This is a genomic window from Bradyrhizobium sp. UFLA05-112 (assembly GCF_053572325.1).
The window spans coordinates 1-25,095 of sequence record NZ_JBANBK010000108.1; the positions used below are offsets into that span (position 1 = coordinate 1).

At 63.7% G+C, this 25,095-nt stretch carries 24 protein-coding genes and 1 pseudogene; 7 read left to right on the top strand and 18 right to left on the bottom strand.

The genetic code is table 11. The annotated features are described in order from the left end of the window. The 10 genes from SO180_RS37465 to SO180_RS37510 form a co-directional block, all read right to left on the bottom strand. Positions 1 to 897 (bottom strand): ABC transporter substrate-binding protein (locus tag SO180_RS37465; RefSeq protein WP_449383818.1); only part of this gene is annotated, 897 nt, incomplete at its 3' end. A 28-nt stretch (positions 898 to 925) separates the two neighbouring features. Further along, positions 926 to 1,855 (bottom strand): TauD/TfdA dioxygenase family protein, encoded by a 930-nt coding sequence (locus SO180_RS37470; protein WP_449383819.1) that lies wholly within the window; start codon positions 1,853 to 1,855, stop codon positions 926 to 928. Between the two features lie 642 nt (positions 1,856 to 2,497). Continuing rightward, positions 2,498 to 2,797, bottom strand: coding sequence for a hypothetical protein (locus SO180_RS37475; RefSeq protein WP_449383820.1), 300 nt, complete (start codon positions 2,795 to 2,797; stop codon positions 2,498 to 2,500). Positions 2,798 to 2,922: 125 nt separating this feature from the next. Continuing rightward, positions 2,923 to 3,642, bottom strand: a complete 720-nt coding sequence (locus SO180_RS37480; RefSeq protein WP_449383841.1) for a hypothetical protein — start codon at positions 3,640 to 3,642, stop codon at positions 2,923 to 2,925. Positions 3,643 to 4,060: 418 nt separating this feature from the next. After that, the gene (locus SO180_RS37485; protein ID WP_449383821.1) at positions 4,061 to 4,825 is read right to left on the bottom strand and encodes a hypothetical protein; all 765 of its coding nucleotides are present in this window, start codon (positions 4,823 to 4,825) and stop codon (positions 4,061 to 4,063) included. 2 nt (positions 4,826 to 4,827) lie between these two features. After that, the gene (locus SO180_RS37490; protein WP_449383822.1) at positions 4,828 to 5,025 is read right to left on the bottom strand and encodes a hypothetical protein; all 198 of its coding nucleotides are present in this window, start codon (positions 5,023 to 5,025) and stop codon (positions 4,828 to 4,830) included. Between the two features lie 4 nt (positions 5,026 to 5,029). Next, complete coding sequence (locus SO180_RS37495) at positions 5,030 to 5,470, bottom strand: hypothetical protein (protein ID WP_449383823.1); 441 nt, start codon at positions 5,468 to 5,470, stop codon at positions 5,030 to 5,032. 40 nt (positions 5,471 to 5,510) lie between these two features. Beyond that, positions 5,511 to 8,918, bottom strand: a complete 3,408-nt coding sequence (locus SO180_RS37500; protein ID WP_449383824.1) for a CHAT domain-containing protein — start codon at positions 8,916 to 8,918, stop codon at positions 5,511 to 5,513. A gap of 205 nt (positions 8,919 to 9,123) precedes the next feature. Continuing rightward, positions 9,124 to 9,885 (bottom strand): hypothetical protein, encoded by a 762-nt coding sequence (locus tag SO180_RS37505; protein WP_449383825.1) that lies wholly within the window; start codon positions 9,883 to 9,885, stop codon positions 9,124 to 9,126. A gap of 18 nt (positions 9,886 to 9,903) precedes the next feature. After that, positions 9,904 to 10,092 (bottom strand): hypothetical protein, encoded by a 189-nt coding sequence (locus SO180_RS37510; RefSeq protein ID WP_449383826.1) that lies wholly within the window; start codon positions 10,090 to 10,092, stop codon positions 9,904 to 9,906. Between the two features lie 252 nt (positions 10,093 to 10,344). Here SO180_RS37510 and SO180_RS37515 point away from each other — a divergent pair, with 252 nt between their 5' ends. Beyond that, on the top strand, positions 10,345 to 11,319 hold the full coding sequence (locus SO180_RS37515; protein ID WP_449383827.1) for a DUF2336 domain-containing protein: 975 nt from the start codon (positions 10,345 to 10,347) through the stop codon (positions 11,317 to 11,319). A gap of 3 nt (positions 11,320 to 11,322) precedes the next feature. Here the strand turns inward: SO180_RS37515 and SO180_RS37520 are convergent, their stop codons facing one another. From SO180_RS37520 to SO180_RS37530, 3 genes are read right to left on the bottom strand one after another with little or no spacing between them, the layout of a single operon-like run. Next, positions 11,323 to 11,667, bottom strand: coding sequence for a DUF1491 family protein (locus SO180_RS37520; protein WP_449383828.1), 345 nt, complete (start codon positions 11,665 to 11,667; stop codon positions 11,323 to 11,325). Positions 11,668 to 11,726: 59 nt separating this feature from the next. Further along, positions 11,727 to 12,443 (bottom strand): peptidoglycan-binding domain-containing protein, encoded by a 717-nt coding sequence (locus tag SO180_RS37525; protein ID WP_449383829.1) that lies wholly within the window; start codon positions 12,441 to 12,443, stop codon positions 11,727 to 11,729. Beyond that, entirely contained in the window at positions 12,436 to 14,301 is a 1,866-nt protein-coding gene (locus SO180_RS37530) for a PAS domain-containing sensor histidine kinase (RefSeq protein WP_449383830.1), read from the bottom strand. Before SO180_RS37530 ends, SO180_RS37525 begins: the two co-directional genes overlap by 8 nt. 385 nt (positions 14,302 to 14,686) lie before the next feature. Between SO180_RS37530 and SO180_RS37535 the strand changes: the two genes are divergently transcribed. Together SO180_RS37535 and SO180_RS37540 are read left to right on the top strand one after the other, a co-directional pair. Continuing rightward, positions 14,687 to 15,112 carry a DUF5330 domain-containing protein gene (locus SO180_RS37535; RefSeq protein ID WP_449383831.1) on the top strand — a complete coding sequence of 142 codons (426 nt, stop codon included), beginning with the start codon at positions 14,687 to 14,689 and terminating at the stop codon, positions 15,110 to 15,112. Positions 15,113 to 15,180: 68 nt separating this feature from the next. Then, positions 15,181 to 15,609, top strand: coding sequence for a SufE family protein (locus SO180_RS37540; RefSeq protein ID WP_449383832.1), 429 nt, complete (start codon positions 15,181 to 15,183; stop codon positions 15,607 to 15,609). A gap of 7 nt (positions 15,610 to 15,616) precedes the next feature. Here SO180_RS37540 and SO180_RS37545 read toward each other — a convergent pair whose 3' ends face one another. Together SO180_RS37545 and SO180_RS37550 are read right to left on the bottom strand one after the other, a co-directional pair. Next, positions 15,617 to 16,030, bottom strand: a complete 414-nt coding sequence (locus SO180_RS37545; RefSeq protein ID WP_449383833.1) for a Ros/MucR family transcriptional regulator — start codon at positions 16,028 to 16,030, stop codon at positions 15,617 to 15,619. 9 nt (positions 16,031 to 16,039) lie between these two features. Further along, entirely contained in the window at positions 16,040 to 16,903 is an 864-nt protein-coding gene (locus SO180_RS37550) for a DUF308 domain-containing protein (RefSeq protein ID WP_449383834.1), read from the bottom strand. Between the two features lie 312 nt (positions 16,904 to 17,215). Here SO180_RS37550 and SO180_RS37555 point away from each other — a divergent pair, with 312 nt between their 5' ends. Together SO180_RS37555 and SO180_RS37560 are read left to right on the top strand one after the other, a co-directional pair. After that, positions 17,216 to 18,865 (top strand): glycosyltransferase family 39 protein, encoded by a 1,650-nt coding sequence (locus SO180_RS37555; RefSeq protein WP_449383835.1) that lies wholly within the window; start codon positions 17,216 to 17,218, stop codon positions 18,863 to 18,865. Positions 18,866 to 19,048: 183 nt separating this feature from the next. Beyond that, a complete protein-coding gene (locus SO180_RS37560) occupies positions 19,049 to 19,828 on the top strand; it encodes a class II aldolase/adducin family protein (protein WP_449383836.1) in 780 nt (259 codons plus the stop codon). Positions 19,829 to 20,030: 202 nt separating this feature from the next. Here the strand turns inward: SO180_RS37560 and SO180_RS37565 are convergent, their stop codons facing one another. The 3 genes and pseudogenes from SO180_RS37565 to SO180_RS37575 all read right to left on the bottom strand — a co-directional run bounded on the left by SO180_RS37565 (position 20,031) and on the right by SO180_RS37575 (position 23,768). After that, positions 20,031 to 21,425, bottom strand: a complete 1,395-nt coding sequence (locus SO180_RS37565; protein WP_449383837.1) for a M20/M25/M40 family metallo-hydrolase — start codon at positions 21,423 to 21,425, stop codon at positions 20,031 to 20,033. A 28-nt stretch (positions 21,426 to 21,453) separates the two neighbouring features. Beyond that, a pseudogene (locus tag SO180_RS37570) lies at positions 21,454 to 22,084 on the bottom strand (glycosyltransferase family 87 protein); the annotation flags it as partial. Positions 22,085 to 22,151: 67 nt separating this feature from the next. Beyond that, a complete protein-coding gene (locus tag SO180_RS37575; RefSeq protein WP_449383838.1) occupies positions 22,152 to 23,768 on the bottom strand; it encodes a helicase HerA-like domain-containing protein in 1,617 nt (538 codons plus the stop codon). A 329-nt stretch (positions 23,769 to 24,097) separates the two neighbouring features. Between SO180_RS37575 and SO180_RS37580 the strand changes: the two genes are divergently transcribed. After that, on the top strand, positions 24,098 to 24,463 hold the full coding sequence (locus SO180_RS37580; RefSeq protein ID WP_449383839.1) for a DUF2267 domain-containing protein: 366 nt from the start codon (positions 24,098 to 24,100) through the stop codon (positions 24,461 to 24,463). A gap of 26 nt (positions 24,464 to 24,489) precedes the next feature. Continuing rightward, on the top strand, positions 24,490 to 24,897 hold the full coding sequence (locus tag SO180_RS37585) for a DUF4332 domain-containing protein (RefSeq protein ID WP_449383840.1): 408 nt from the start codon (positions 24,490 to 24,492) through the stop codon (positions 24,895 to 24,897). Positions 24,898 to 25,095 lie beyond the last annotated feature (198 nt).

A 25,095-nucleotide genomic window follows, 5' to 3' on the forward strand; every position in this document is an offset into this window, starting at 1 on the left:
AACACCGGTGCTCTTCCAATATTTGATCGGAGTGGCGTCCTCATTCCGTTTGCGCTCGGCAATGATGCGTTCGAAGCGGGCGCGGACCTCTTCCGGCGGCGTCGCCTGCGCCCATGCGATGGCGCGCGACACGCCTTCGATCAGTTTGCGGGAGGCGTTGGGATTGTCCTTGATGAATTTGTTCCGCAGGACATAGGCGCCGCCCGTGAAATTGCCAAACAGGTCGGTGTCGGCAAATAGCCTGCGTATGCCACCGCGTTCAACTGCCTTGTCGCGCGACACACCGTTCAGCGTGGTCACTTCGACCTGCCCTTGGCGCAATGCCTGCTCGCCGGCAACCGGCGGAATTGCGACCAGCGTCACCTGCTTCGCCTCCGCCGGCGTCAGGCCGTTGCGGGCCAGATACTCACGCAATGCGAATTCGTGATGAGCGCCGAGCGTGTTGACCGCGACCTTCTTGCCGATCAGGTCGCGCGCCGTCCTGATCGGGCTGTCCTCCTTCACGTAGTAGCCGAGGTGGGTGGAGTCATCGGATCCGTAATAGCCGACGACTGCCTTGATCGGCGCTTTTGCCGCGATCAGCTTGATCACCGAGCCATAGAATGCGCCGCCTATGTCGATATCGCCGGTGACCACGGTCTGGATGTCCTGGGGACCGCTGATGGTGTTTCCGACCCATTTGAGCTTGAGCGGGGCGAGGTAACCCAAGTCGTCAGCCAGTTCGATAAAGGTCACTTGGCCGACCCAACCCTGGTAGCGGATCTCGGTCGTTTCGAGCGGCGGCTCAGCGAAGGCGGAGGCCGCAAAGCCCAAGGTCAGGGTGCCGGCCAGCAGCAATCCCGCGGCCTTGCGCGCGGCGAGGTGCCGCGCGCGAACAAATCGGAACAGGGAGTTCATTCTGTCAAATCCTGTCAGTGAAGCTGGATCAGGCGGCCTTCGCTGTCTGCGGTTTCAGCGTCTTGACCCGCGTCACGCTGCGACGGCCATCGACGCTGAGCGGGACCTCGCCATCGATGGTGGCTCGGCGAACGACGCGATGCTGATCCCCATAGTCGTTGACCGCGTAGTGTTGGGTCGCGCGGTTGTCCCAGATCGCAACGTCACCGACCCGCCAATTCCAGCGCACAGTGTTTTCCGGCGCCGTGACGTGAGACTGGAACAGGTCGAACAGTTTTTGGCCGTCATATTTCGGCAGCCCAACGAAACGCTGGAGAAAATTGCCAAGCACCAGCGTGCGCTCGCCGGTCTCGGGGTGGACGCGCACCACCGGATGCTCCGTCTCGTAGACGGTGCCGGTGAACACTTCGTCGAAGCGCTTCCTGTCCGCCTCCGTCGCGCGCACCTTCGCGGCGTAATCATAGGCGTTGCTGTGGACGGCCCAGAGCTCGTCGGCAAGCTTGCGCAGCGGCGCCGGCAGGTCGAGATAGGCCGCTGCCGTGTTCGACCAGAGGGTATCGCCGCCATACGGTGGGATCACAACACCGCGCAGCACCGAGATCTTTGGATAGGCGTCGACGAAAGTCACGTCCGTATGCCACTCGTCGGCACGGCCGCCGCCGCGGCCCGAATCCAGCTCCAGGATCGACGCGGTACCTTTGCTCGCACCAACCGTCGGATGCGGCACGAGGTTTCCGAGCCTGGCAGCAAAGCGCTCCTGCTCGGCATCGTCGAGATGTCCCTGGTCGCGGAAGAATATGACCTTGTTCTCGAGCAGCACCTGATTGATGGAGCGAATGACGTCATCGGACAGATCGCCGGACAGCTTGATGTTCCTGATCTCAGCCCCGATTCTGGCCGCGCGCTTGATGATATCAGCGCGCGGAATGACGTTATCGATGGTGGTCGCATTGCTCATGATTGTACTCTCTAGTTGCTAATTTCAGACAAAGCTCCGCCATGCGCAGATCGCATGCGCGGAGAATAATGGATGATGTCCTGGCTTTTATTCCCGGGGGATCGCGTCGCCGGCTAGATGGTCCGCGGTGTACGGATCCCGGCGGTACAGCTCTCCGCCATCGCTTCAGCCCAGCACGGCGCGCGCAAGGCCGAGGTCAGCCAGGCTACTTCGCGAAGGACGGGTGGATCGGATTGCCGCATGGTGAAGGATCTCGCTTGGACGTTTCAGATCGTAAAAGCGATCGCGGTCCAGTCAATGAAACGAAACCAGTTTTGTTTTCCGCGGAGAGAAATGATCGCTTCGTCGGCGACACCGGCGTGAAAAAATTGTGATGATTGCCGTCCGAATGACCGCTTCACGCATTCAAGCGCCGACAAATCAAGCCAATCGACCCACGAAGCAGACGGATTCACTCACTTTCTTCATCAGCGCGAACGCACTCGTCTCCGATCGAGGAGAAACCCACAAGGTTCTTGCTCGATTCCCGCACAACAACGCAAATTCATTTCATCGACGGTTACCCTGAAATTGAAAAAGGCCGCCGGAACATGTCCAGCGGCCTTCGCCCTTTACGTGGTTCGCCGGGCGACGCCCCGACGACTACAGATCGATGCTAGCGGCGATGTTACGGCCCTGCAGTTCGGCAATCTTCATTCCGTCGGCCATTACCTGCGCGAACTCCGGGTCCTTTGCCACCGCCTCCTGCACCTTGCCGTAGACTTCCCAATTGGCGTAGCGCGTCGTCACCAGCAACTCTCCTGCCCAGTGGCCGGTGTGGAAACGGGACAGCCGAAGAAATTCGGCACCGTGTTTTTCGAAGATTTTCTTCGCCTGCCTGACGATCTTGGTCATTTCCTCGGGCTTGTCGGTTTTGAAGCGAGTAAACTGAACGATCGGCATGGGACTACCTCCATAGTGATGTGAAAGATCCAAGAGGCATGTATCGAGCGACGTTTGAGGAGCAAATCTCAATCCGACCTCGATGAACGTTTGTCTTCATCGACTCGTTGTTGGTTCAGGCTTCGCTAGCGGCAACAACTCTGCCCTTTCGCGGCGTATGGGCTTGCATCGTCATTGGCCAAAGCAGGTGGGCCGATATCAAGGCCTACCTGTGCCATAGGCAGGACGCGCTCGAACACGAAGCGAGAGGTCACTGGTATTTCCGCGTCCGCGCGACCGTCCTGGCCGATGAGGATGAGGCCTGCTCCGCCATTTGCCACGGTCAGGATGACGGCTTCACCTGTCCATGTCTGGATCGGCCTCATTCCAATGATGAGAAACTCACCGATAGGCTGGTCCAAATATTGAAGTCTGAGCTGCGGAGCAATTTCAGCCGGTGCAAGACCGAAGCCCAGTTGCTGCGCGAGTGCGTAGATCTGTCGTAGCGACACGGTCTCGCTCCGAAAGCCCAATTCGGCCGCCGACACCGTCAGAAGCTCTGCCGCCGCTTTCGTGCCACTGACGGTAAAGGCCGGCCGAGCAAGAGCCGCCGCAGCCGAGTCGCCGACGCCGCAACCGATCGCGCTCATGGCGTTGAGAAGAGCGAACGAATCCGAGAATGTCCCGATTGTTATCGTCTTCCACACCGCAACATCCGAAGCCGATGCCACCGAACTCGGCGGTCTCGGGACAACGGGAGCCGTCTTGAGCGTCAACTGTCTCTGCAACACGTCGCGTGCGGTGCATTGAGCCTTGGCCTCGTTCGTGGATCCGAGGATGCACGCGGTGCAGAGCACCAACAACACGGCAACCGTAGTGCCGTCGCGCCAGCCCGTCGAATGACGCGAGCGCGCGATGCATCGCTGAGAGGTAACGCAGTCGATCTCACCGCACCTCGTGTCGATATCGCAGAGGTCCTTGCTGGTGAGGCCGCGCAACACGGCAGGCTGCGTAGATGCGGCGGCCTGTCGTAACCATGCGGCGCCTATCAGCGCAATCAAGCCCCTCATGATGACCTCCCTCGCAATGCGAGATCGGCATGCGGCGCATGCTGTTCTTGTTCGACGTCTTCGGAAGATGCCAGCAGGCCGTCCGAACCGCTTTACAAGCAGCTTCCTTTTTTCTTACCGTTACCTTTCAAACCCGATCCAAGGTGCCATCGTACCTGGAGAAGGCGTTTGCTCTTTGCAGACTGCACCCCGACCAGAACCGTCAAAGGCCGCCCTATCCAAGGATCCCCTTCAACCCCGCATAGATCGAGCCGACCGCGGTGGCGGCGACGCCGACGAGGGGACCGACGGTCTGCATGAGGTCCTGAATCAGGCGCGCCCGGCGGCGCAATTGCTCCTCGCCGACGTGCTGGCCGAGAAGGCGCGCGATCCTGAACGCGAAGGCGTTGGGCTTGCCGCCTTGCGTCAGAACCCGCGGCAACACCTGGAAGATCACGACGCCCAGGATGTTGCCGGACAGGAAGGCGAGCAGGATGCTCGCGCCATACTCGAAGACCTCACGCCACTCGACCCAGACTTCGGGAAGAATCGGGACGCGGTCGTGAATGCCGGTCACCGTCAGCATCAGCTGGATGCTGAGGGCCGCGCACAGCACACCCAGCACCAGCGCGCCGATCAGGGAGACCCGGTGCAGCGGATAGGCGATCAGCCCGAACAGGAGAGGTATGATGATCGACGCCAGCCGGAGCGGCAGCGGCGAGATGTTGAAGGTGATGGTGACGAGGACGTGCGTGGTGACCAGCAGCAGCGCGGGAATCACGACATAGAGAACCGCGTGGGTCGCAAAATACCGCACGGGGTTGTTGTACCGCTCGAGCCTGGCACCGACGCGGTCGAGATCGCGCCTGAGCCGGTCGAGGTCTGTGACGATCTCGTCGATCTCGGCAAGCATCGGGCGCACGACACGCAAATCGCGCGAGCAGTGCTTGCACGCGATGGCTTCATCCTTGATGGTCTCGGCGCAGAACGGACACTCCATCGTCAGCGCGACTTCCTGCGGGTCATGATCGCCTCGATCTCGGCTCTGGCGCGCCGCAACTCGTCACGAAGCTGGTCCCGCTTGCGCAGGAGATCGTCGCGTTCGGCTATCAGCGTGGGAGGAATGGCGATGTCGCGCGCGCAGGACGCGCAGACCAGCGCGCTCTCGACATTCTCCGACCGGCAATAGGGACACTTCATCGCTTCACTTCGGCGCGATCTTCAGGGTGAAGCTGGCTGTGCCGGGGCGGCCGTCGCTGTCCTTGATGTCGACCCGCACCAAATACTCGCCCGGGGGCAATTCGGCGTCCTGCATGTTGATGCCGTCGGCCTGGATGAACGGCTTGACCCGCGCGGTCAGGTCCACGTTGGGCGAGCGCAGGAAGATCACCTTGACCGAATCAGGATCGATCTTGGCCCCTCCGAAGGACTCGAACTTGAGTTGCAACCGCAGCGGCGAGCTGACCGCATCGCTGGGCGAGACCACTTCCACCTTCGGACCGCGCAAAATGCCGCGCCGGTCGGTCGCAATGGCCCCCTTTGGCGGCGGCAGCTTGGCTTCGTCTTCCGTGATCAATTGCGTCGCTTGCGCGACCCCTGAACTCAAGAGGCCAGCCGCGACGAGCCCGAGCAACGTCTTCCGCATCATCCTCACTCAACCCTTTCTTCCCACGCACCACGTCTCGCTAGCGCACACCGCCGTCCCCGATGATCGTGTACGGCGCCCAGAACAACGGATGCGCGTAAGCGAATTCGGTCTTGCCTTCGGCGTTAAGATAACCCGGCCCATCGACGAGAGCCATCATCGCCTGGCGCAGCGCCTCGCTTCGCCCGATCTTCGGATCGTCGGCCTGTCGCTTGAACAGGTCGGTCACCAGTTGCCGCGCCGATTGCGAATGCACCGACCAGTTCGTGACCAGCAGCGCGCGCGTGCCGGCATAGAAGAACGCGCGGCCAAGTCCCGAAGCCGCCTCGGCGCCCGCCCCGGCTCCCGCGCCCGTGTTGCACGCCGACAGGATGACCCAGTCCGCATCGAGCTTGAGGCCGAGGATCTCCTCCATAGTCAGCAGGCCATCCCCCTCCTCGCCTGTCACCGCCGGCGACGACAGTGCGAGCGCCGGCTGGGTCAGGCCGTTGAGCTCGCCCGGCACGAGGCCGTGGGTCGCGAAGGCGAGGATCTTGAAGCCGGAGAGGTTCATGGTCTTGACCGCGCTTTCCGTCGCCTTGCTGCCGAGAAACAAGACCTTCGACGGGTCGGCCTGCAAGGCGAGCGCGATCGACTTCAGCTCGTCCGCAGTATCGGGCAGCCGGGGCAGCAGCGCGAGCTCGGCGCTGTCGACGCCTTCGAGCTTCGGACTGTTGCGGCGCTTCAGGGGCATGCCGCGCGTCACGTTGCCGCCGGCATCCGCAACCTGGGTCTTGGCAACAGGAGCTTCCGCCTCGGCCTGCTGGTCCCTGTTGAAATAGGGATCGCCGAACGCCACCAGCTCGCTGCGTCCGGGCTTGCCGGGCGGCAACTGCCGCAGCGTCCGCAAGGCGGCCGCCGACGGCACCGTGGTCACCGCGTGGGTGCGCGCGAGCCATGGCACGTTGCGATAGCTGGCGAACAGCGGCTCGTCATCCTGCGCCACCTCCGCAGGCGCGGTCGGCAGCAAGGAAAGCGGCAGCAGGCCGAGCGCACCGTTGGTGACGACGATCAGGTTCTTTGCGGACTTCCAGCCGCCTTCAACCGGCTTGAGCAGGAGCTCGTAAAGCTCATAGGCGAGCTTGAGGTCGAACGGCGGAATGTCCGAGATCATCGCCGCCTGCGGCTCGAGCGCCTCGCGCAGCTTGCGGATCTTGGTCTCAATGTCGCCGATCCTGGCATTGATCGCGGCGAATGCCACCGGACCCGACTTGGGGACGGCCCAGACGAAGCTGCCATTCTGGCCGAAATAGAACGACAGCATCGCCTCGTTCTCGGAAAGCGTCGCGCGGATTTCAGCGACGCTCGGCGGCTTGGGCGAAACCAGATCAGCGTAAGACGGAAACTTCTGCTTGATCTCCTGGCGCGCCTTGTCGCGCTCGCTGCGCAGCGCCGCGATCGAGGCCTGGATCTGCTGAACGCCCTTCTCGTCGCGATCGGCCGAGGGAATGGCGAGTACGTTGTTGAGCGTGCCGAGCTGGGCATTGACCTGCTTGGTCAGGTCCTGCTCCTTGCGCACGAGATCGGCGAGCGCCGGGTCCTTCGCCGCCGCACGCGCGCTGGAGGCTGCAAGCGCCTGCTGCACCGACCGGCCGCGAATGGCGTCGGCAAGGCCAAAGGTCTCTTCGCCGACCTCGTTGCTGGTTCCCTCGGCACGTGCGAGCAGGAGGAAATAATTTTCGACGGTCCCTTGCAGCCGCTGGCTGCGCGCGGCAACAACCGTCGTGTTCTCGTCGTCGGCGTTCTCACGCGCATTCGACATCATGACAGGAATGGCGGCCTTGAACTCGCGGATCGCGTCCGCATCGCGGCGGGCCCGCATCAAGCCGATCGCCAGCGTCCCGCGTGCCGAGGCGGCGTCGAAATGGTTTTCGCCGACCCGCGCGACCTGCTTCTTCACCAATTGCTCGGCCGCGGCGATGCCGGCGTCGACCTGGCCGGAGGCATAAAGCGACAGGATGCGCGACGGATTGAGCTCGAATACCTGGCGGCGCTGCGGATCCCAATTGGCGACCGCCTTGTCGATCCTCGCGTACATCTCGTTGGCTTCAGGCGCCTTCCGCCGCAGCGCCAGGATACCGGCAAGCTGCGAGAGCAACCCGACGGTAGCCTGCGAATCCTCGGGCACGCCGACCGTCTTGTTGATCTCGATGGCGACGCGGCCGAGTTGCTCGGCCTCCTCGTAGCGGCCCTCCTCGACCAGAATGCCGGCCAGGCCCATCACGAAGCGCGGCGTGACCGGATTGTATTTGCCGGTGTCCTTTAACCGTGCCAAGAGCGCCCGGCGCGCGTCAACCTCGGCTTCAGCCAGTCTGCCCTGCCTCGCCTTCATGCGCGCCTGATTCAACACCAGGCCGTCGACAACTTGCAGCAGGAGCGTCTCTGCAGGCGGGTTTTCCGACTCCAACACTGCCTTGTTACCGGCGCTCTTGCGCAGCTCCGCGGTGCGATAAGCGGCCTCGGCTTCGGCAAATTGCCCCCGTGCCTCGAATATTATCCCGCGGGTAATCTCGATTTCACCCTCCCAGGTCTGGCCGAACTTTGCATAGGACGCTCGCCAGCCCGGAAGCCCACTGGTGCGCGCTTCCTGAATCCCGGTCAGGCTGCGACGCAAATAGGCTTCGGCCTGCGCGACATCGCCCATCTGGAGGAGAATGGACGCGACCGAACGGTTTGCGTTGAACTGATATCCTTTCGCGCCCGGCACGTTGGCCGTCTGGCGCAAGAGCTGTTGCATGATCTCCAGCGCGCGCTTGGGATCGCCTGCGAGGGCGTATTGCACCGACTGCAACTGCAACAATCGCCCCATCATGTTTGGGCTGACGGCCCCGCGGCCCACTTCCACGGCCTTGTTGGCGTCGGCGGTGGATTCGGCAAGTCGCCCGAGCTGGGAGCGCGCATTGGCGCGGTCGAAATAGAACTGGGCGAGATCCTCGCGTGACTCCTTCCCCGTGGGCGTCGAATCCGCGTCCGCCTTCAGCTCCGCGATCAGCTTCTCGTTCGGCTTTTCGCTGTCGAGGATCGAGGTGATGTCGGCGATCGTACGAGGCGGCGCCACAAAGCCTTTGGGCAATGCCGTTCCTGGCGCCAGCTTGGGCGCCTCCTCCTTGGGCGCCGCGACCGCGACATTGGCGCGGCCATTCGCGGCATTGAGGGCGGCGAGCACGCAAGCATGGACCTGCGGCTTGGCCTTGGCTCGACAGGCCTCGAGATTGGCGCCGCCCGCCGGCCCGCCTCCCGCGCGCATGCACGCCTGCACGATCGGCTTGCCGACCGTCATCCGGCAGTTCTCGACCGCCGCTTCCTGCGTGAGAGCGAATACCGGGCCGGTCGATGCCAGCAGAGCGCCGATTGCGAGGAGTTTGCGGATACCTAGCGGCGACAGGTGATTCAAATGACTTTCGAACATGGCCGGAGCCCCTGATCACATGCTGAAAGAAATGGTCAAAAATCAACGCGTCCAATGCATGCAATCTATCGATATCGGCGCTCGCGGGACAAGCACAAATCTATCCGACGAAGGTCCGAGAAGGCCCTGGTCGCGGCTGCTGCGCCGCACAGCCATTCGGTCACCGTCGGGGGTCACCGCCCGGACGGAACCGGGCCGGTTCGCCCTAGCCGCGCACGGTCACCGCCCGGCCGTAAGGCGGCTGGGCAGCGACCGGCGGATTGGCAGTCTGCGCGGCGAGCTCGCCGATCAGGCGGTCGGCGTCCGCCGCCATGCCGTCGGGCGCCTGGATCACCAGCCGCTCCAGCGCCCAGCGATAGGACGAGACGCGCTGCTCCAGGCATTGCTGCACCCACTGGACGATCAGCGAGTTCTCCTGCATGCGCGCGACCGCATCCGCCTTCTCCCTCGGCGACAGCTCGGAGACGCGGGCCATGCTCGCATCGCGCTTCCTGTCGAGATCGATGACGCGGATCGCGCTGGCGAAGAATGGCTCAAAACGGGTGATGTCGTTGCGCACGTCCTCGATGAGCTGCGCATAGCGCGAGGAATGCGAACGGTGCGGCTCGTCGATCAGGGTGCGACCGTACATGGTGCGGTCGAACACGACTTTCTGCTGCCAGGGTGACGGCAGCGCCTTGTAGTCGCCGAACACGCTCTTCCAGGCGGGACGCGACAGCGGCGGCTCGATCATGGGATAGGCGAGGTCGCGAAGCTGGCGTTCCGCGTCGGTGAGCTGGAATTGCGACGCCTTGAGACCAAGGCTGCCCGTCACCTCGGCACCCAGCCAGCGGTGCATATCGTCGCTGCGCATGTCTTCGCGGGTGCGGCCGAAATCGCCGCCGCTACAGGCACTGAGTGTCGCGCCGATCAGCGCGAGCAGCAGGGCCGATGCGAAACACCGGATCTTGTGATGCGGGTCCGGCATTGCACGAAGGCCGGACTTTTAGCGACGCCGGCGGCGGCGCCCCGGCGCGGTGCCCTCTGCCGGTCCATGACCGCCGCTGGTCTCGTCCGATTCACGCTCGATGCGGATCACGGGAAGGATCAACACCCTCCCCGTCTCTGCGAGCGGAGCGACATCCCCCGATGAGCCCAGCCGGCGACCGGCCGGAAATTCAATGATGGTCCCCATGTCAGCTCTCTTCTATTGCCGCGCGACCGAACGGTCCTCACAACATGGGTGCCATTAAGATCAGCACATGGTTAACGGGGTGTAAACGCGCCAACCGGACCGTAACCACACGGGCAGAACGCGCCGTCCCGTTGCAGCACGACAACAGCTGAAAACGCAGCAACGGCTTCACACCTCGTTTTCCTTAACGAGCCTTTAAAACAACCCGCGATAGGCTGACGCGGACGACTTTTCTCGAGTTGCGTACGCCTCATGACCAAGCCGCTATTTCCAGCATTCGACGGGCTCATTACCCTGTCCCGTCGCGAAGGCGTCGATATTCGCCCCACGCTCTTGCGCGTGCTGACCGATCTTTACGTGCAGGCGAAGAGCCATAGCGGCGATGAGGAGCGGCAATTCGTCGAGCTCGCCTCGCGGCTGATCGACCAGGTCGACGATGCGACGCGCGCCGCGGTGAAGGCTCGTCTTGCGATCTATCCTGCAACACCCGCGCCGATCATGCAGAAGCTCGGGCTCCTGCCAGCACATGAGGGTCGGAGAATTCCGCTGGCGCGCGAGATTTCCGCGCCGCCCGCAGCGCCCGCGCCGGCCCGCACGCCGACCGATGCGGAGCTGCGGATGTCTGCGAACATGGCGATGCAGCCAAAGGACGCCGCTGAGATCCACGACATGTTCTTTCGCGCCACGGCCTCGGAGCGCGCATTGATCCTGCACAATCTGGCTCAGACTCCCCTGAAGGCTGCGCCCTGCATTCCGACCGCGCGTGCCACGCGCGCAATCCAGACGCTGGAATGGGCGGCCTATGCCGAGGACACCGAAAATTTCACGCTAGAGCTCGGCGAGAGCCTGATCCTGCCCTCGCGCGTCGCCGCGCAGATCGTGGACGATGCCGGCGGGGAAGCGCTTGCCGTCGCGGCGCGCGCGCTCGACATGCCGAGCCCCAACTTCCAGCGCATTCTCCTGTTCTTCAAGCCGGAGATCGGAACGTCGGTCAACACCGTCTACCGGCTGTCGCGGCTCTATGACCGCCTCAGCGATCGCTCGGCACTGGTGATGCTCGCTGCCTGGCGCGGCTCGACGCTGGCGGTGACGCGCGCAAAATATCAGTCGTCGCTCTATGACGGCGAACGCCAGCGCGCGCGCAGCAGTGCGAGCCAGCCGCGACCCGCAGTGCAGCCCGGCGCGATCCCGCCGATGCGGACAGGCACCGGCGGATCGGACCGCTAGATCTCAGGCGCGTGCCAATTCCAGAAAATGTCGCCCGGCGCGATCCTCGGTCTCGACGATCCAGGCGTCGGGGTCGAAGCGGATTTCCTTGGTGAGCCGCTCCTCGACCGCTGCTTCCGGCTGAGGTTGCGGCGCCATCGGCACGAAGAAGCGATCGACCGGCCGGCCGTCGTCATAGACAGTCTGCGGAGCAGGCACGTACAGCATCGCGTTGCCGTCAAGCAGCGACACCTTGACGAACACCGCGCCAGCCTCCTCGGCACCACGCCGGCGCACCGCGCCGAACACGCCTTCAGTCTGGCAGCGGCGCAAGTACGCCGCCACCCATATGTTCGATTTCAATCGCATGGACAGGACGATAGGCCAGCCGCGGAAACAGCACCAGTATCCGCGGCAATCAATGGCGATTATTCGACAGGATGTCCGATCACGGCCGCAAGCTCGCGCAACAGGCGGTCGGACACCTGGCCGGTCACCGGCATCTTGTGCTCGCGCTCGAACTTCTGGATCGCTGCCTGGGTTTCGCCGGAGATCGAGCCGGTCACCTTCAACTGTCCATAGCCATATTCGGAGAGCGCGCGCTGCACGGCGGCGACACGACGCATAGAGGGACTCTGCTGCGCCGGGATCGGCGCCGGCGGCCGCGCGACAACGACCGATTGCGACGGAGGCGTCGTCGCCGTGGCCTTGACGAGATTGGTCAGGGGATCGGCGTATCTGGCGGTCGAGGACGTTGCCTCGGCGACCTTCTCGGGCGCCGGCGGCTTCTCCGCAACTTTGGGCTCAGCGACGCGGAACTCCATCGGCTTCGGCTCGAGCGGCAGTGAATCGGCCGCAAGCGGGCGCGGCCGCGGCAATGGGCTCGACAACGCAGCAGCCGACGGCGCCGGCAAATTGATCACGGTGCCGAACATTGGCGCCGGATGGCGGCCGGTTTGCAGGAACAGCGCGTTAGCGATGATGGCGCTGACCGCGGCAAAGGCAACGAGACCAGCGAGAGTATCCTTGGGGCTGTGCAGCAGGATCCGCATCGCGAGATTACGCTCGGTCTCGACGTCGACGACCGCTGCCTTGGCGCCACGGCGGCGCGGAGCATCCTCATCTCTTGCAGACTTTCTAGGCACTTTTCTTCACCAAAGCCGGTTGGTCCTGAACATCATGGCGCGGCGGCGGTACCAGTGTCGCGATCTTGCTTTCGCTCTGCCGTCCTTGCGACGGCGTGCAGACGAGCGGCAGCTTGATGGTGACGGCCGTCCCCTCACCGAGCTTGCTTTGTATCGTCAACTCGCCGAGATGCAAGGCGACGAGGCTCTTCACGATCGACAATCCGAGGCCCGTGCCTTCGTGGCGACGCTGATAGGTCTTGCCGGCCTGGAAGAACGGCGCGCCAATCCGCTTCAGGTCGTCGGGCGCGATGCCGACGCCGGTATCGCTGATGCGAAGGAAGAGGTGCGATGGCGAAACCGTGGCGGCGACGGTGACCTGCCCTCCACGCTCGGTGAACTTGATCGCGTTCGAGACGAGGTTGAGCACAATCTGCTTGAAGGCGCGCGGATCGCCGGTCATCACCGGCAGATCCTGCGGCGCATCGGTGATGAGATCGATGCCGTTCTCGCGCGCCTTCAGCGCGAGCAGATTGCAGCAATGCAACAGCGCGGCGCGCGGCGCGAACGGTTCCGGCGAAATCTCGAACTTGCCGGATTCCATCTTGGACATGTCGAGGATGCCGTTGACGACCGACAGCAGGTGCTGACCGGAAGCGTTGATGAGCTCTGCGTATTCCTTGCGCTGGGCCGCCCCTAACATCAGGGTCTGCTCCTGCGCGATCATCTCGGAGAAGCCGATGATGGCATTGAGCGGGGTGCGCAGCTCGTGGCTCATGGTGGCGAGGAAGCGCGTCTTGGCGGCATCGGCCGCTTCCGCGGCGCTGCGAGCCTGATCGAGCGCCTGCTCCTGCATCTTGCGATCGGTAATGTCACGCATCACGGCGACGACCTCGGGCTCGTGCGTCACGTCGCGGCCCAGATCCTGGTCAACCAAATCCTGGTCAAGCGGCCGGCAGCGCATCTCGACCCAGATGAAATCGACCTGGCCGCGCTCGCTGCCGCCAACCTCCCGCCGTAGCCGGAACTCGACGCCGCGCACATCGCCGCGCGCGGCGTCCGACAGCGCGGTGAGATAGGCCGGACGGTCGGCGACATGGACGCGATCGAACAGGCCGTGGCCAGTGAGCTGGGCGACCGGCACGCCGAGCATGGCCTCGACTGCTGGCGAGACGAACTGGACTGCGCCGTTGCGCTGATGCCGCGAGATGACGTCGCTCATGTTGCGCGCCAGGAGGCGGTAGCGCTCCTCTTCGCGCGACAGCAGCGCAACACTGGTACGCGCGAGCGATTCGGCGCCGAAGGCGAGACCCGCCGCATAAAGCGTCGCGGACGCAACGCCGAATGCGGTGAACATGCCGCGTTCGGCGGCATTGGCCTGGTCGAGCGGCAACCAGTCGAGATGACCGAACAGGATCAAGAGCGCCACGCAGGACAGCGCCAGCACCGAGGCAAAGGCAGCCACCCGGCGCGAGGCCGACAGCGCGGCCTCCAGGGGAACGACGACCAGCCAGACTGCGGCAAACGATTCGATGCCGCCCGTGGTCACCGCCACGGCCATGATCAGTCCGGCGAGCGCCAGCGATGACAGCACATGGGCACCTTCATAGCGGCCGGTGCGCGAAAGGAACCACGACAGCAGAATCGGCGCGATCAGCCAGGCGAAGGCCGCAACCTCGATCGCGCTGGGGGCGCCGCGCATGGCAAGATAAATCGGGAACGCGGCAAAGGCGGCGAGGCTGCCGAGCAGCCTGGGGGCCATGAAAGCCCGATGGCGCGCCCGCGTCAGCGCGTCATAACGCGCCGAGGGATGCAGCAGCGCATCGAGACAATCGCGGATGATACTCAAAACTGTCACGGGTCTCGCGCTTCGGCTCATGCATCGAAAAGACGCGCCGGAACGCCTCCTTGTCGTTGAGCCACCGTGTCAGAGCGACATTAAACGAACGCTAAGGCGGTGGCGCATGCGGCAGAACGCCGTGTGATTGCGCGGAATTTTACGCGATTTGACGGTTTCATTCGCGCGGATGGTGAACGCGGGGTTTCCGCATCCCCCGCCGTATGGTTTCGAATTGGTGGAAGGACGCAAGTCGGAGAGCGCGAGCCCGCATCAATCGAAAATTTACGAGCCTTTCGATTCGTTCAAATCCCACACAAAATTTCGCCGAATTAAGCTCAACGCAATCACTTGCGATTTATCGAAGGTTGCTAGGTCGAAGGCCCGCGGGGTGCCGCCGGCTGGATCTAACACGCAAGGTCGCAAGATGCGTTTTCTGCTCCGCATCACATTCTGGCTCGGGCTGGTGCTGGTGCTCCTGCCGCGGGACAAGACTCCCGAATCGGAGAAGGTGCCGCCGATCGGCGCCGCCGAGGCCGTGTCGGCCGCGACCGCGGCCGTCTCCGACATGAGCCAGTTCTGCAAACGCCAGCCCGCGGCCTGCGAGGTCGGCGGCCAGGCCGCAACCGTCATCGGCCAGCGCGCGCAGGACGGGGCACGCAAGCTCTACCAGATGCTCAATGACAAGAAAGAGCAGATCACCAACGGCAAGAATGAAAAGAAGGCGCCCGACCACACTGGCTCGATCGGCAGCATGGCTGAAGCCGATCTCGACCCTGGTCCGGCACAGCGCGACACCCTGACCCAGGACGACCTGGCGCTCGAATGGCGCGGGCCGGAAACGGCGAATTAGGGTCCAACCCCTATCGATTTCGCGTCCTTGCGTCCCTATATTGGCCCTGGGATCACACACGGGCCATCATGACGACGATCGACGAAATCAGGGACAATTTCGAGATTCTGGACGAGTGGGACGACCGCTACCGCTACGTCATCGAGCTCGGGCGCTCCCTGGAACCGATGCCGGAGGCGGAACACTCCGCCGACAACAAGGTGCAGGGCTGCGTCAGCCAGGTCTGGCTCTCCAAGCGGATCGATCGCGAGCATGGCACGCCGGTCCTCAAGTATCGTGGCGACAGCGACGCCCATATCGTGCGCGGGCTGGTCGCGATCCTGCTCTCGCTCTATTCCAACCGCACGCCGCAGGAAATTCTCTCGACCGACGCGCTCGCGGTGTTCGACGAGTTCGGCTTTCGCGACCACCTGACGCCGCAGCGCTCAAACGGCCTGCGCTCGATGGTGGAACGCATCCGCACCGATGCGCGCGAGGCGCTCGCCGAGGCTTCGTGACGCTGCGCTATTTACGTTTGCGCTGCTGCTGCCCCAGCCCCATCTTCTTCGCCAATTGCGAGCGCGCCACCGCGTAGTTCGGCGCGACCATGGGATAGTCGGCCGGCAGGCCCCATTTGTCGCGATACTGTTCGGGCGTCATGTTGTACTGGGTACGCAGATGGCGCTTCAGCGACTTGAAGCGCTTGCCGTCCTCGAGGCACACGAGATAGTCCGGCGCGATCGACTTCTTCAGCGACACCGCGGGCTTTGCCGGCTCGAGCGGCGCTTCGGTCCGACCCGAGGACACCCGCACCAGCGCGCCATGCACCTGGCTGATCAGGTTCGGGATCTCGGCCGCCGGCGTCGGATTGTTGCTGAGGTAGGCGGAGACGATGTTCGCCGTGAGCTCGATGAAGTTCTTACCCGCCGCATCTGACACGGATGGACCTCAGGACCGTTGGTCGAGATGCGTGCGCAACTCGTCGATCGAGGCGAAGCGCATCATACCTTCCGGCATCTGCGCCTCGATCGAGCCGTCGGAATAGAGCGAATAGGCCATCCCATCGACGACGCCCGATTTGAGCACGGTGACGGCCGGCTGCTCGGCCGGTGGTGCCGGACGTGGCTCAGGTGTCGGGGGCGACGCAGGAGCTGGCGCGGCTTCCGTAAAGCTCGAGGGCATGCGCGGCGGCGGCGGGCGGCGGAGCGGAGCTGCCTCCGGCGGCCGCATCCGTTCGGGCTTCGGCCAGGCATCGTCGAAGCTTGCCTGCGGTGGCTCGGCGGGCGCCGGATGCTCCTCACCCGGTTCGGCCTCGGAGGCCTTGGCCTGCGCGCGATCGCGCTCCTTGCGCGAGGTCGAGGCGAACAAGAGATTGCGCCGACGCGGCCCTTCAGGCGTTGCTGCGGACGCTTCCGGCATCGGTGGCACTTCGGCACGCGTACGCGCCGCTGCTTCATCCTGCCAGGGTGGCGGTGCAGCCGGCGATACCGGCATCATTGGGTCGACCTTGGCGGCCTCGCCAGGGACCGCTTCCGGCCCAGACGCGCCCGCCGTCGCAAGGCCCGGCGGAAGCACCGGCCTGACTCTAACCTCGGACAGTGCCGTCGTTGCGGCGAGCCGCCGGGCGATGCCTTTCAGCTCCTGCACGACGGTGTAAAGGCCCATCAGTAACATCCCGGAGCAGACGCCGATGGTCCCGCTGAGTATGAGAGTACTGCCGAGACTGAATTCCTTGAGCGAGATGCCCCAGAGGACCGTGAGGAGGCCCGCCACAAAGGCGAAAATCCCCGCGATCAACAATGCCAGTGCCATCGAACTCACCCCCGGCCGCGCATGATCGCGCGACACCGCCTACGCCAAGATACCGTCATATCGCACGCCTCGCCAACGGCGATTCGCCGTAACCGTTCCTTAAAATAGCGAAATCAGGGACTTATTCACATTCCCTTCAGCAACATCTCGCTAGCTCTATTGAAACTCCAGGATCTGGAAATTGCTGCGTTGCATCAGGAATTTAGCCATAATGCGCAATTACTTGGAAATGGAACTGCGCTATAGGGTTCCCGGGACAAAGGGCCGTGCGCACCGGCGCGGCCGAGAGGGGATTCCGGGTCACCGACTGCCATGACATCCATCACCACTTCGGCGATCGACACGCCTCTGGGGCGCTCGATTGAGCGGACTTGCGATGACCTTGCCATGCTGGTGCTGGCGGCGGTCGCGGTCATCGCGGGGCTAACCTTCCGCGACTACGGGCTTGGCTGGGACGACTACACCCACGCCGAATATGCCGACCTCCTGCTGCGCATGTTCGGCTCCGGCTTCAAGGACACCGCGGCGCTCTCCTTTGCCAATCTCTATATGTATGGCGGCGGCTTCGACATGGTCGCAGCGCTGCTGCACAAGGTCATGCCGATCGAGTTGTTCGAGACGCGCCGCCTCGTCGGCGCTGTCGTCGGCGTGATCGGGCTTGCGGTGACCTGGCGGCTCGCTCGCCGCATCGGCGGGCCACTTGCGGGTCTCGCAGCACTCCTGCTGCTCGCGCTCTGCCCGATCTTCTACGGGCACATGTTCATGAACCCGAAGGATGCGCCCTTCGCGGTGGCGATGATCATCCTGATGCTCGGCCTGGTGCGACTGGCCGAGGAATATCCGCAGCCCTCGCCGCGCACCATTCTGATCGTCGGCCTCGGCGCGGGCCTCTCGATCGGCACGCGTATTCTCGGGGGCCTTTCGCTCGTCTATGCGATGATCGGCTTCATGCCGCTGTTTCTGGAAGAGCTGCGCGTCGAAGGCACCCGCGAAGCGATCCGCCGCTTCGCCCATGTCGTCTACGTGCTGCTGCCCGGCCTCGTGCTCGGCTATCTCATCATGGGCCTGATCTGGCCGTGGTCGATCATGGAGCCCGGCAATCCGTTCCAGGCGCTGACCTACTTCTCGCATTTCTTCGAGAAGCCCTGGAAGGAGATGTTCGACGGCGCGCTGGTGTCCGTGCCCGACATGCCCTGGTCCTACCTGCCGACGCTGTTCGCGCTGCAATTGCCCGAAGTCATGCTGGTGCTGGCGATCGGCGCGGTCATCGGGACCTTGGTCATCCTGCCGCGCCGCCAGATTGCGGCGCGCCGCAAGACCGTCCTGTTGATGCTGACGCTCGCAGCCACGCTGCCGCTCGTGGTCGCGATGGTGAAGCGGCCCGCGCTCTACAACGGCATCCGCCACTTCGTCTTCGTCATTCCGCCGATGGCCGTCCTGGGCGGCGTCGCCTTTGCCTGGACCATGGAGCGCCTGCGGGCCAATCATCGCGCCTGGCAGCCCGTCGTGCTCGCCACTTTCTGCTTCGGCCTCGCGCTGCCGCTCGCCGAGATGATCCGGCTGCATCCCTATCAGTACACGCACTTCAACCACATCGCGGGCACCGTGCGCGCCGCCGACGACCGCTTCATGCTGGACTATTGGGGCCTGGCCTTGAAGCAGGCTTCCGACGAGCTGCGCGAGCAGCTCATCGAGCGCCAGGAAGTTCCGCCGCGCAATCGCAAATGGAAGGTCGCGGTGTGCGGCCCGCAGCGGCCCGCGCAAGTGGCGCTCGGTCCCGATTTTACCATCGGCTGGGATTCCAACGCTGCAGACTTCGCCATGACGCTCGGCGAGTTCTACTGCAAGGGCCTCATCGCGCCGGTCATGGTCGAGATCAAGCGCGACGACGTGGTCTTCGCCCGCGTCTACGATATCCGCGGCCGCAGCATTTCCAGCCTGCTGTCGATCCCGGCGCCGTAATAATTCTCTTCTGAATTGCAGCCCGGACGGAGCGAAGCGAAATCCGGGGACTTTGAGGGACCTCTCGAATATCGCGTCGCTCATGCGGGCTACGCTTGACTGCTGCGCTTCGCGCGCCTTGCTGCGACTTCCTCGCGGGACTAGGCTCCCGCTCCGCAACAACGAGGTTCGGAGTGATTTGCCATGTCGCCAGCGGAAGAGCGCGTGAAAGAAGTGCCGTCGAACATGACGGAGGCTGAGTGGCAACAGCGGGTCAATCTCGCCGCCTGCTACCGCCTCATCGCCCTTTACGGCTGGGATGACCTGGTCGACACCCACATCTCGGCCCGCGTGCCCGGCCCCGAGCATCACTTTCTCATCAATCCCTACGGGCTGATGTTCGACGAGATCACCGCATCCAGCCTGGTCAAGGTCGACCTGCACGGCAACCAGCTCACCGAGAGCGAGTACAGCATCAACCCCGCCGGCTTCACCATCCATTCGGCGATCCATGAGGTGCGCGAGGACGCGATCTGCGTGCTGCATCTCCACACGCTCGACGGCACCGCGGTTTCGAGCAGCGCGGAAGGATTGTTGCCGCTGAACCAGACCGCGCAGCTCGTCACGCACGACCTCGCCTATCACGACTATGAAGGCATCGCGCTCGATCACGAGGAGCGGCCGCGGCTGCAGAAGGATCTCGGCGACCACAACCACATGCTCTTGCGCAACCACGGCACGCTGACGGTCGGTCGCTCGGTCGCCTCCGCATTCGAGCGCATGTATCACCTCGAGCGCGCCTGCTCGATGCAGGTGCGCACGCGGGCGCTCGGCACGCCGGTCTATCCGGTCGAGGAGATCGCGATCGAGAAGAACACCGAACTGCTCTCCAACCGCGACCGCGCCGAGCTTCGCGCCACCAACCTGGTGTGGCCGCCTCTGCTGCGCAAGCTCGACCGCGTCAATCCGGGCTACCGGACTTGAGATTTGCGAGGATTCGTGTAAGATCTTCTGCGAACGACCTCTGCACGTTTTGGAATGAAACGCCGCCCAATTCCGGGCGGCGTTTTTATTTGGTGCTCTCGCGGGGTGGGCAAAGCGAAGCGTGCCCACCTCTCTCTCACAAATCCTGGAGAGACGGTGGGCACGGCGCTTCGCGCCTTTGCCCACCCTACGCACCCCGCGCCTACTTCACCTCCGCGAGCGCGGCGAGGATGCGGGCCCAGGAGCGAATGCCCTTCTGGAAGCTCCGCAAATCGTACTTTTCATTCGGCGAATGGATGTTGTCGTCATCCAGGCCGAAGCCGACGAGCAGCGAGTCCAGCCCAAGCGTGCGCTTGAAGTCGGCGACGATCGGGATCGAGGCGCCCGAGCCCATCAGCACGGTCTCCTTGCCCCACTCCTCCGTCAGTGCCTTCTTGGCGGCAGCGAGCGGCTTCATGTTCCAGTCGAGCGCGATCGCGGGCGCGGCGGAATGGTCGCCGAATTCGACCTTGCAGTCGCCCGGAATGCGCGCCGACACGTAGTCCCGGAAGGCCTTGCGGATTCTCGCCGGATCCTGCCCCTCGACCAGGCGGAACGAGACCTTTGCAGAGGCATGCGACGGGATCACCGTCTTGGAGCCTTCGCCGATGTAGCCGCCCCAGATGCCGTTGACGTCGCAGGTCGGGCGCGAGGAGGCCTGCTCGATCAGCAGCCGCCCCTTCTCGCCGGCCGGGATCGACAGACCGATCGGCTTGAGGAACGTCTCCGGCGTCAGATTGAGCTTCTTCCACTGCTCCAGGACATCCGCAGGCAAGTCCTTCACCCCGTCATAGAAGCCGGGAATGGTGATGCGGCCGTCATCGTCGAACAGCCCGCCGAGGATCTTGGTGAGCACGCGGATCGGGTTCATCGCCGCGCCACCGAACACGCCGGAATGCAGGTCGCGGTTGGCGGCCGTGATCTTCACCTCTTCATAGAGCAGGCCGCGGAGCGACGTCGTGATCGCCGGCGTGTTCCGATCCCACATGCCCGTGTCGCAGACCAGCACATAGTCGGCCTTGAACTCGTCCTTGTTGGCTTCGATGAACGGCACGAAGTTTTTCGAGCCCACCTCCTCCTCGCCTTCGATCAGGAAAGTGACGTCGATCGGCAGCGAGCCCGTCACCGTCTTCCAGGCGCGGCAGGCCTCGACGAAGGTCATCACCTGTCCCTTGTCGTCCTCGGCGCCACGAGCGACGATGATCTTGCGGCCGTCGGCATGATCGGTGACGACGGGCTCGAACGGCGGGCGGTGCCAGAGATCGAGCGGATCGACCGGCTGCACGTCGTAGTGCCCGTAGAACAGCACGTGCGGACGTCCGCTCGCCTTGCTCTTGCCGACGACGGCGGGATGCCCGGCGGTCGGCCTGATTTCGGTTGCAACGCCGAGGCTTGCGATGTCCTTGGCGAGATGCTCGGCCGCCGCCTTGCAATCATTGGCAAAGGCCGGATCGGCCGAGATCGACTTGATCCGCAGCAGCGCGAACAGGCGCGTCAGGCTGTTGTCGAAATCCTTGTCGATGTGATCGAGCACGGACTGGAGCTGTGCATTGGACATTGTTCTCGTTCCTGACTTGCGGTGGTTTTCAAGACGCTGCTGCTTTTAGCTCCGCCGCGGCTTTCGGGCCAGACGCATCTGGCGGATGCCTGATGTGCCAGACCAACGCGCCCGCGAGAACGACGGTGCCTACGAGGTTGTTACCCCAGGCCTGCAGGACCAGGGGAAACAACGGCAGCGACAGCAGCAAGAAAATGCCTGCGACAGCCAGCGCGATCCAGGTTCCCAGCCTCACGCCCGCACGCACGTCGAAAGCAGCGCGGTGCATCAGCACCGTCATCGGAATGGTACCAGGTCTTGAGCTCAGTGACGTTGTGGTCGAAGCCGCGGATCGGCGCCGGCACCACGAACAGAAAGATGCCGGTGCAGGCGATCGTGCTCACGACGGCCGCCCACTGCGGGCGCCACACCAGATAAGGCAGCACCGCAACCGGAAACACCTTGATGGCGGTGGCGAGCGCGAACATGAAGCCGGCGAGCCAGAACCGCTGGTGCTGGAGGCTCCAGAAGCCGTAGAGCATCATCGCCAGCAGGAGCACGTTCGGCTGGCCGAGGTCGAACATGTCAAACACGAAGGTGATGGTGACGAAGGCGGGCAGCGCCTCCAGCCAGCGGCCGGGTGTGAGTCCCGAGCCGGTCATGGCATTCGAGAGAATCCCTCCGCGCAAACGAGGCGAGGAGACCTACGGCTACACGGAAAGCCCCTTGACGAGAGCCCGTGACTGCCTACCGGCGCAGCAATCCGCCGAGTGCGCCACGCACCAGAGCGCGGCCGACCGAACCGCCGAGCTGGCCACCGACCGACTTGCCGAGATCGGCGACGACGCCGCCGACCACCTGATTTGTGACCGTGCGCGTCACGTCGCGCACGACGCGCTGACCGGTGGTGAGCCGGCCGCGGCCGGTGTTGGTGCCGAAGATGGTGCCGACGATCGAGCCGATCTGGCCGAGGATGCCGCCTCCGTTCGCCGAGCCCTCGGCGGTCGCCGCGGTACCGGCGATGCGCTTTTGCAGAATCTCATAGGCGGATTCGGAATCGATCGCGGTGTCGTATTTGCCCTTCACCGGGCTTGCATCCATGATCGCCTTGCGTTCCTCCGGCGTGATCGGTCCGATCCGAGCCGAGGGCGGACGGATCATCACGCGCTCGACCATCGACGGCGTGCCGTTGCCTTCGAGGAAGGACACCAGCGCCTCGCCCTTGCCGAGCTCCATGATCACCTTGGCGGTGTCGAGTTTCGGATTGGGCCGGAAGGTCTGTGCGGCGGCCGCGACCGCCTTCTGGTCGCGCGGGGTGAACGCGCGCAGCGCGTGCTGCACGCGGTTGCCGAGCTGCCCCAGCACCCGGTCGGGTACGTCGATCGGGTTTTGCGTGACGAAGTAGACGCCGACACCTTTGGAGCGGATCAGGCGAACCACCTGCTCGATCTTGTCCATCAGCGCCTTGGGCGCGTCGTTGAACAGAAGGTGCGCCTCGTCGAAGAAGAACACCAGCTTCGGCTTGGGCAGATCACCCGCCTCGGGCAGCTCCTCGAACAGCTCCGACAGCATCCACAGCAGGAATGTCGCATAAAGTCGCGGGCTCTGGAGCAGCTTGTCGGCGACCAGGATGTTGATCATGCCGCGGCCGTCGCGATCGGTCTTCATGAAGTCCTTCAGCGTCAGCGCCGGCTCGCCGAAGAATTTGGTGCCGCCCTGGTTCTCCAGCACCAGGAGCTGGCGCTGGATGGTCCCGACGGTTGCCTTGGTGACGTTGCCGAAACCTTGGGCAGCTTTCCGGATCGGCGCCAGCGGATCTTCTCCGGCATCCGGCCCCTTCTTGCTGGTGTCGGGCACGATGGCGTCGAGCAGCGCCCGCAGGTCCTTCATGTCGATCAAGGTCAGGCCGTTGTCGTCTGCGACACGGAAGGCGACGTTGAGCACGCCCTCCTGCACGTCATTGAGGTCCAGCATGCGCGCCAAGAGAAGCGGGCCCATCTCGGTGACGGTCGCGCGTACCGGATGGCCTTGCTCGCCGAATACGTCCCAGAACACCGTCGAGAACTGGTCGGGCTGGAACGTCAGCCCCATGTCAGCTGCGCGCTTGACGATGAAATCCTTGGCCTCTCCCACTTCGGAGATGCCCGAAAGGTCGCCTTTGATATCGGCGGCGAAGACCGGCACGCCAGCACGCGCAAATCCTTCTGCCATCACTTGCAACGACACCGTCTTGCCGGTTCCGGTTGCACCGGTGACGAGGCCATGGCGGTTGGCGAGCGCAAGCGTCAGCCAGGCGGTCTCGCCTCCCTTGCCGACGAAGATCTTGTCGCTGGTATCGCCGGGATTGGTGTCTTGTGTCGCCATTACTGTTTGCCTTGGTGGGGAATGCGAACTTTAGGTTCCGCAGTTTAACGTATGTTGGGTGCCGATTGAACGGGTCAACGCATCTCGTGAGGCACGCATATGCGACATCGTGAGAGATGAGGCGTGTGTCTCTTCGCCAAAAGTCGAAATGATCGGTTCGCACCGCGGCAATTTTTCGCGAATTCCATCCTTCGCTCTTGCATCGCTGCAACACTCGCCGCGCGATTCGTCACCGCTCATGCGTTCGTCGCTTGTAATTCTTAACGCGCCGGCCCAAGATCATTTTCAGAAGCAAGACTCCGGACTTGAACCGGCTGAGGGGCAGGCGCATGGACGAGCTGATCGGGCGGCTGGCGACAAACGCCAGCATCGATAGTGCTGTCGCTGAAAAGACGATCGGCATTATCCTGGGCTTCCTTCGCAACGAAGGCCCTTCCGACGGCGTCCAGGCTCTGATCGACCAAATTCCCGGTGCCGAAGCCGCGATTGCCGCGTCGCAAAGCGGCGGCGGCCTATCTCGCCTGATGGGCGGCGGCCTGATGGCCGTCGGTACCCGGCTGATGGGCCTTGGGCTCGGCATGTCCGACATTCAAAAGATCGCCCGTGAACTTTTTCGCTTCGGTCGAGACAAAATCGGAGCGGATCAGATGGGCAAAATCATTGCGGGGACGCCGGGCCTCAGCCAGTTCGCCTGAGGCTTTCGCATTTCATATTGAGTATCATGACATATCCCATCTCCGAGATTGAGGGCCTGTCGGCCTTCGCCGCCAGCAAGCTGAAGGCGCAGGGCATCCGCACCACCGTCGCGCTGCTCGAAGCTGCCAGCACTTTGAAGGGCCGCAAGGCGCTGTCAGCCAGGACCGGCATCAGCGAGCAGCAGCTCCTGGAATGGGCCAACGTGTCCGACTACATGCGCATTCCCGGCATGGGCAAAGCCAAGGTCAACCTCGTCCGCGCCGCCGGCGTCACCACTGTCCGCGAGCTCGCCTATCGCAACCCGTCGCGGCTGGCGCAGAACATGCGCGAGGTGAACGAGAAGCGGAAGCTGGTCCGTGTGATGCCGTCGGAGAAGTCCGTCGGCGAGCTCATCGCCAAGGCCCGCAAGCTGCCGCCGAAGATTACGTATTAGGCGGACGTCGCTCATTGCACCTTCGCGAAGCGCGAAGGATTGTGTGTCCGATCCATCGCAGTCATTCCCCGCGAAGGCGGGGAATCCAGTACGCCGCGGCTTCTCCGTATCCCACCGCTGCCTCTGGAATACTTGTATGGGCTTGGTCAAGGATGAGTGGTTGTTAGATCATTTCAGATCATCTCCTTGTTCGAAGGA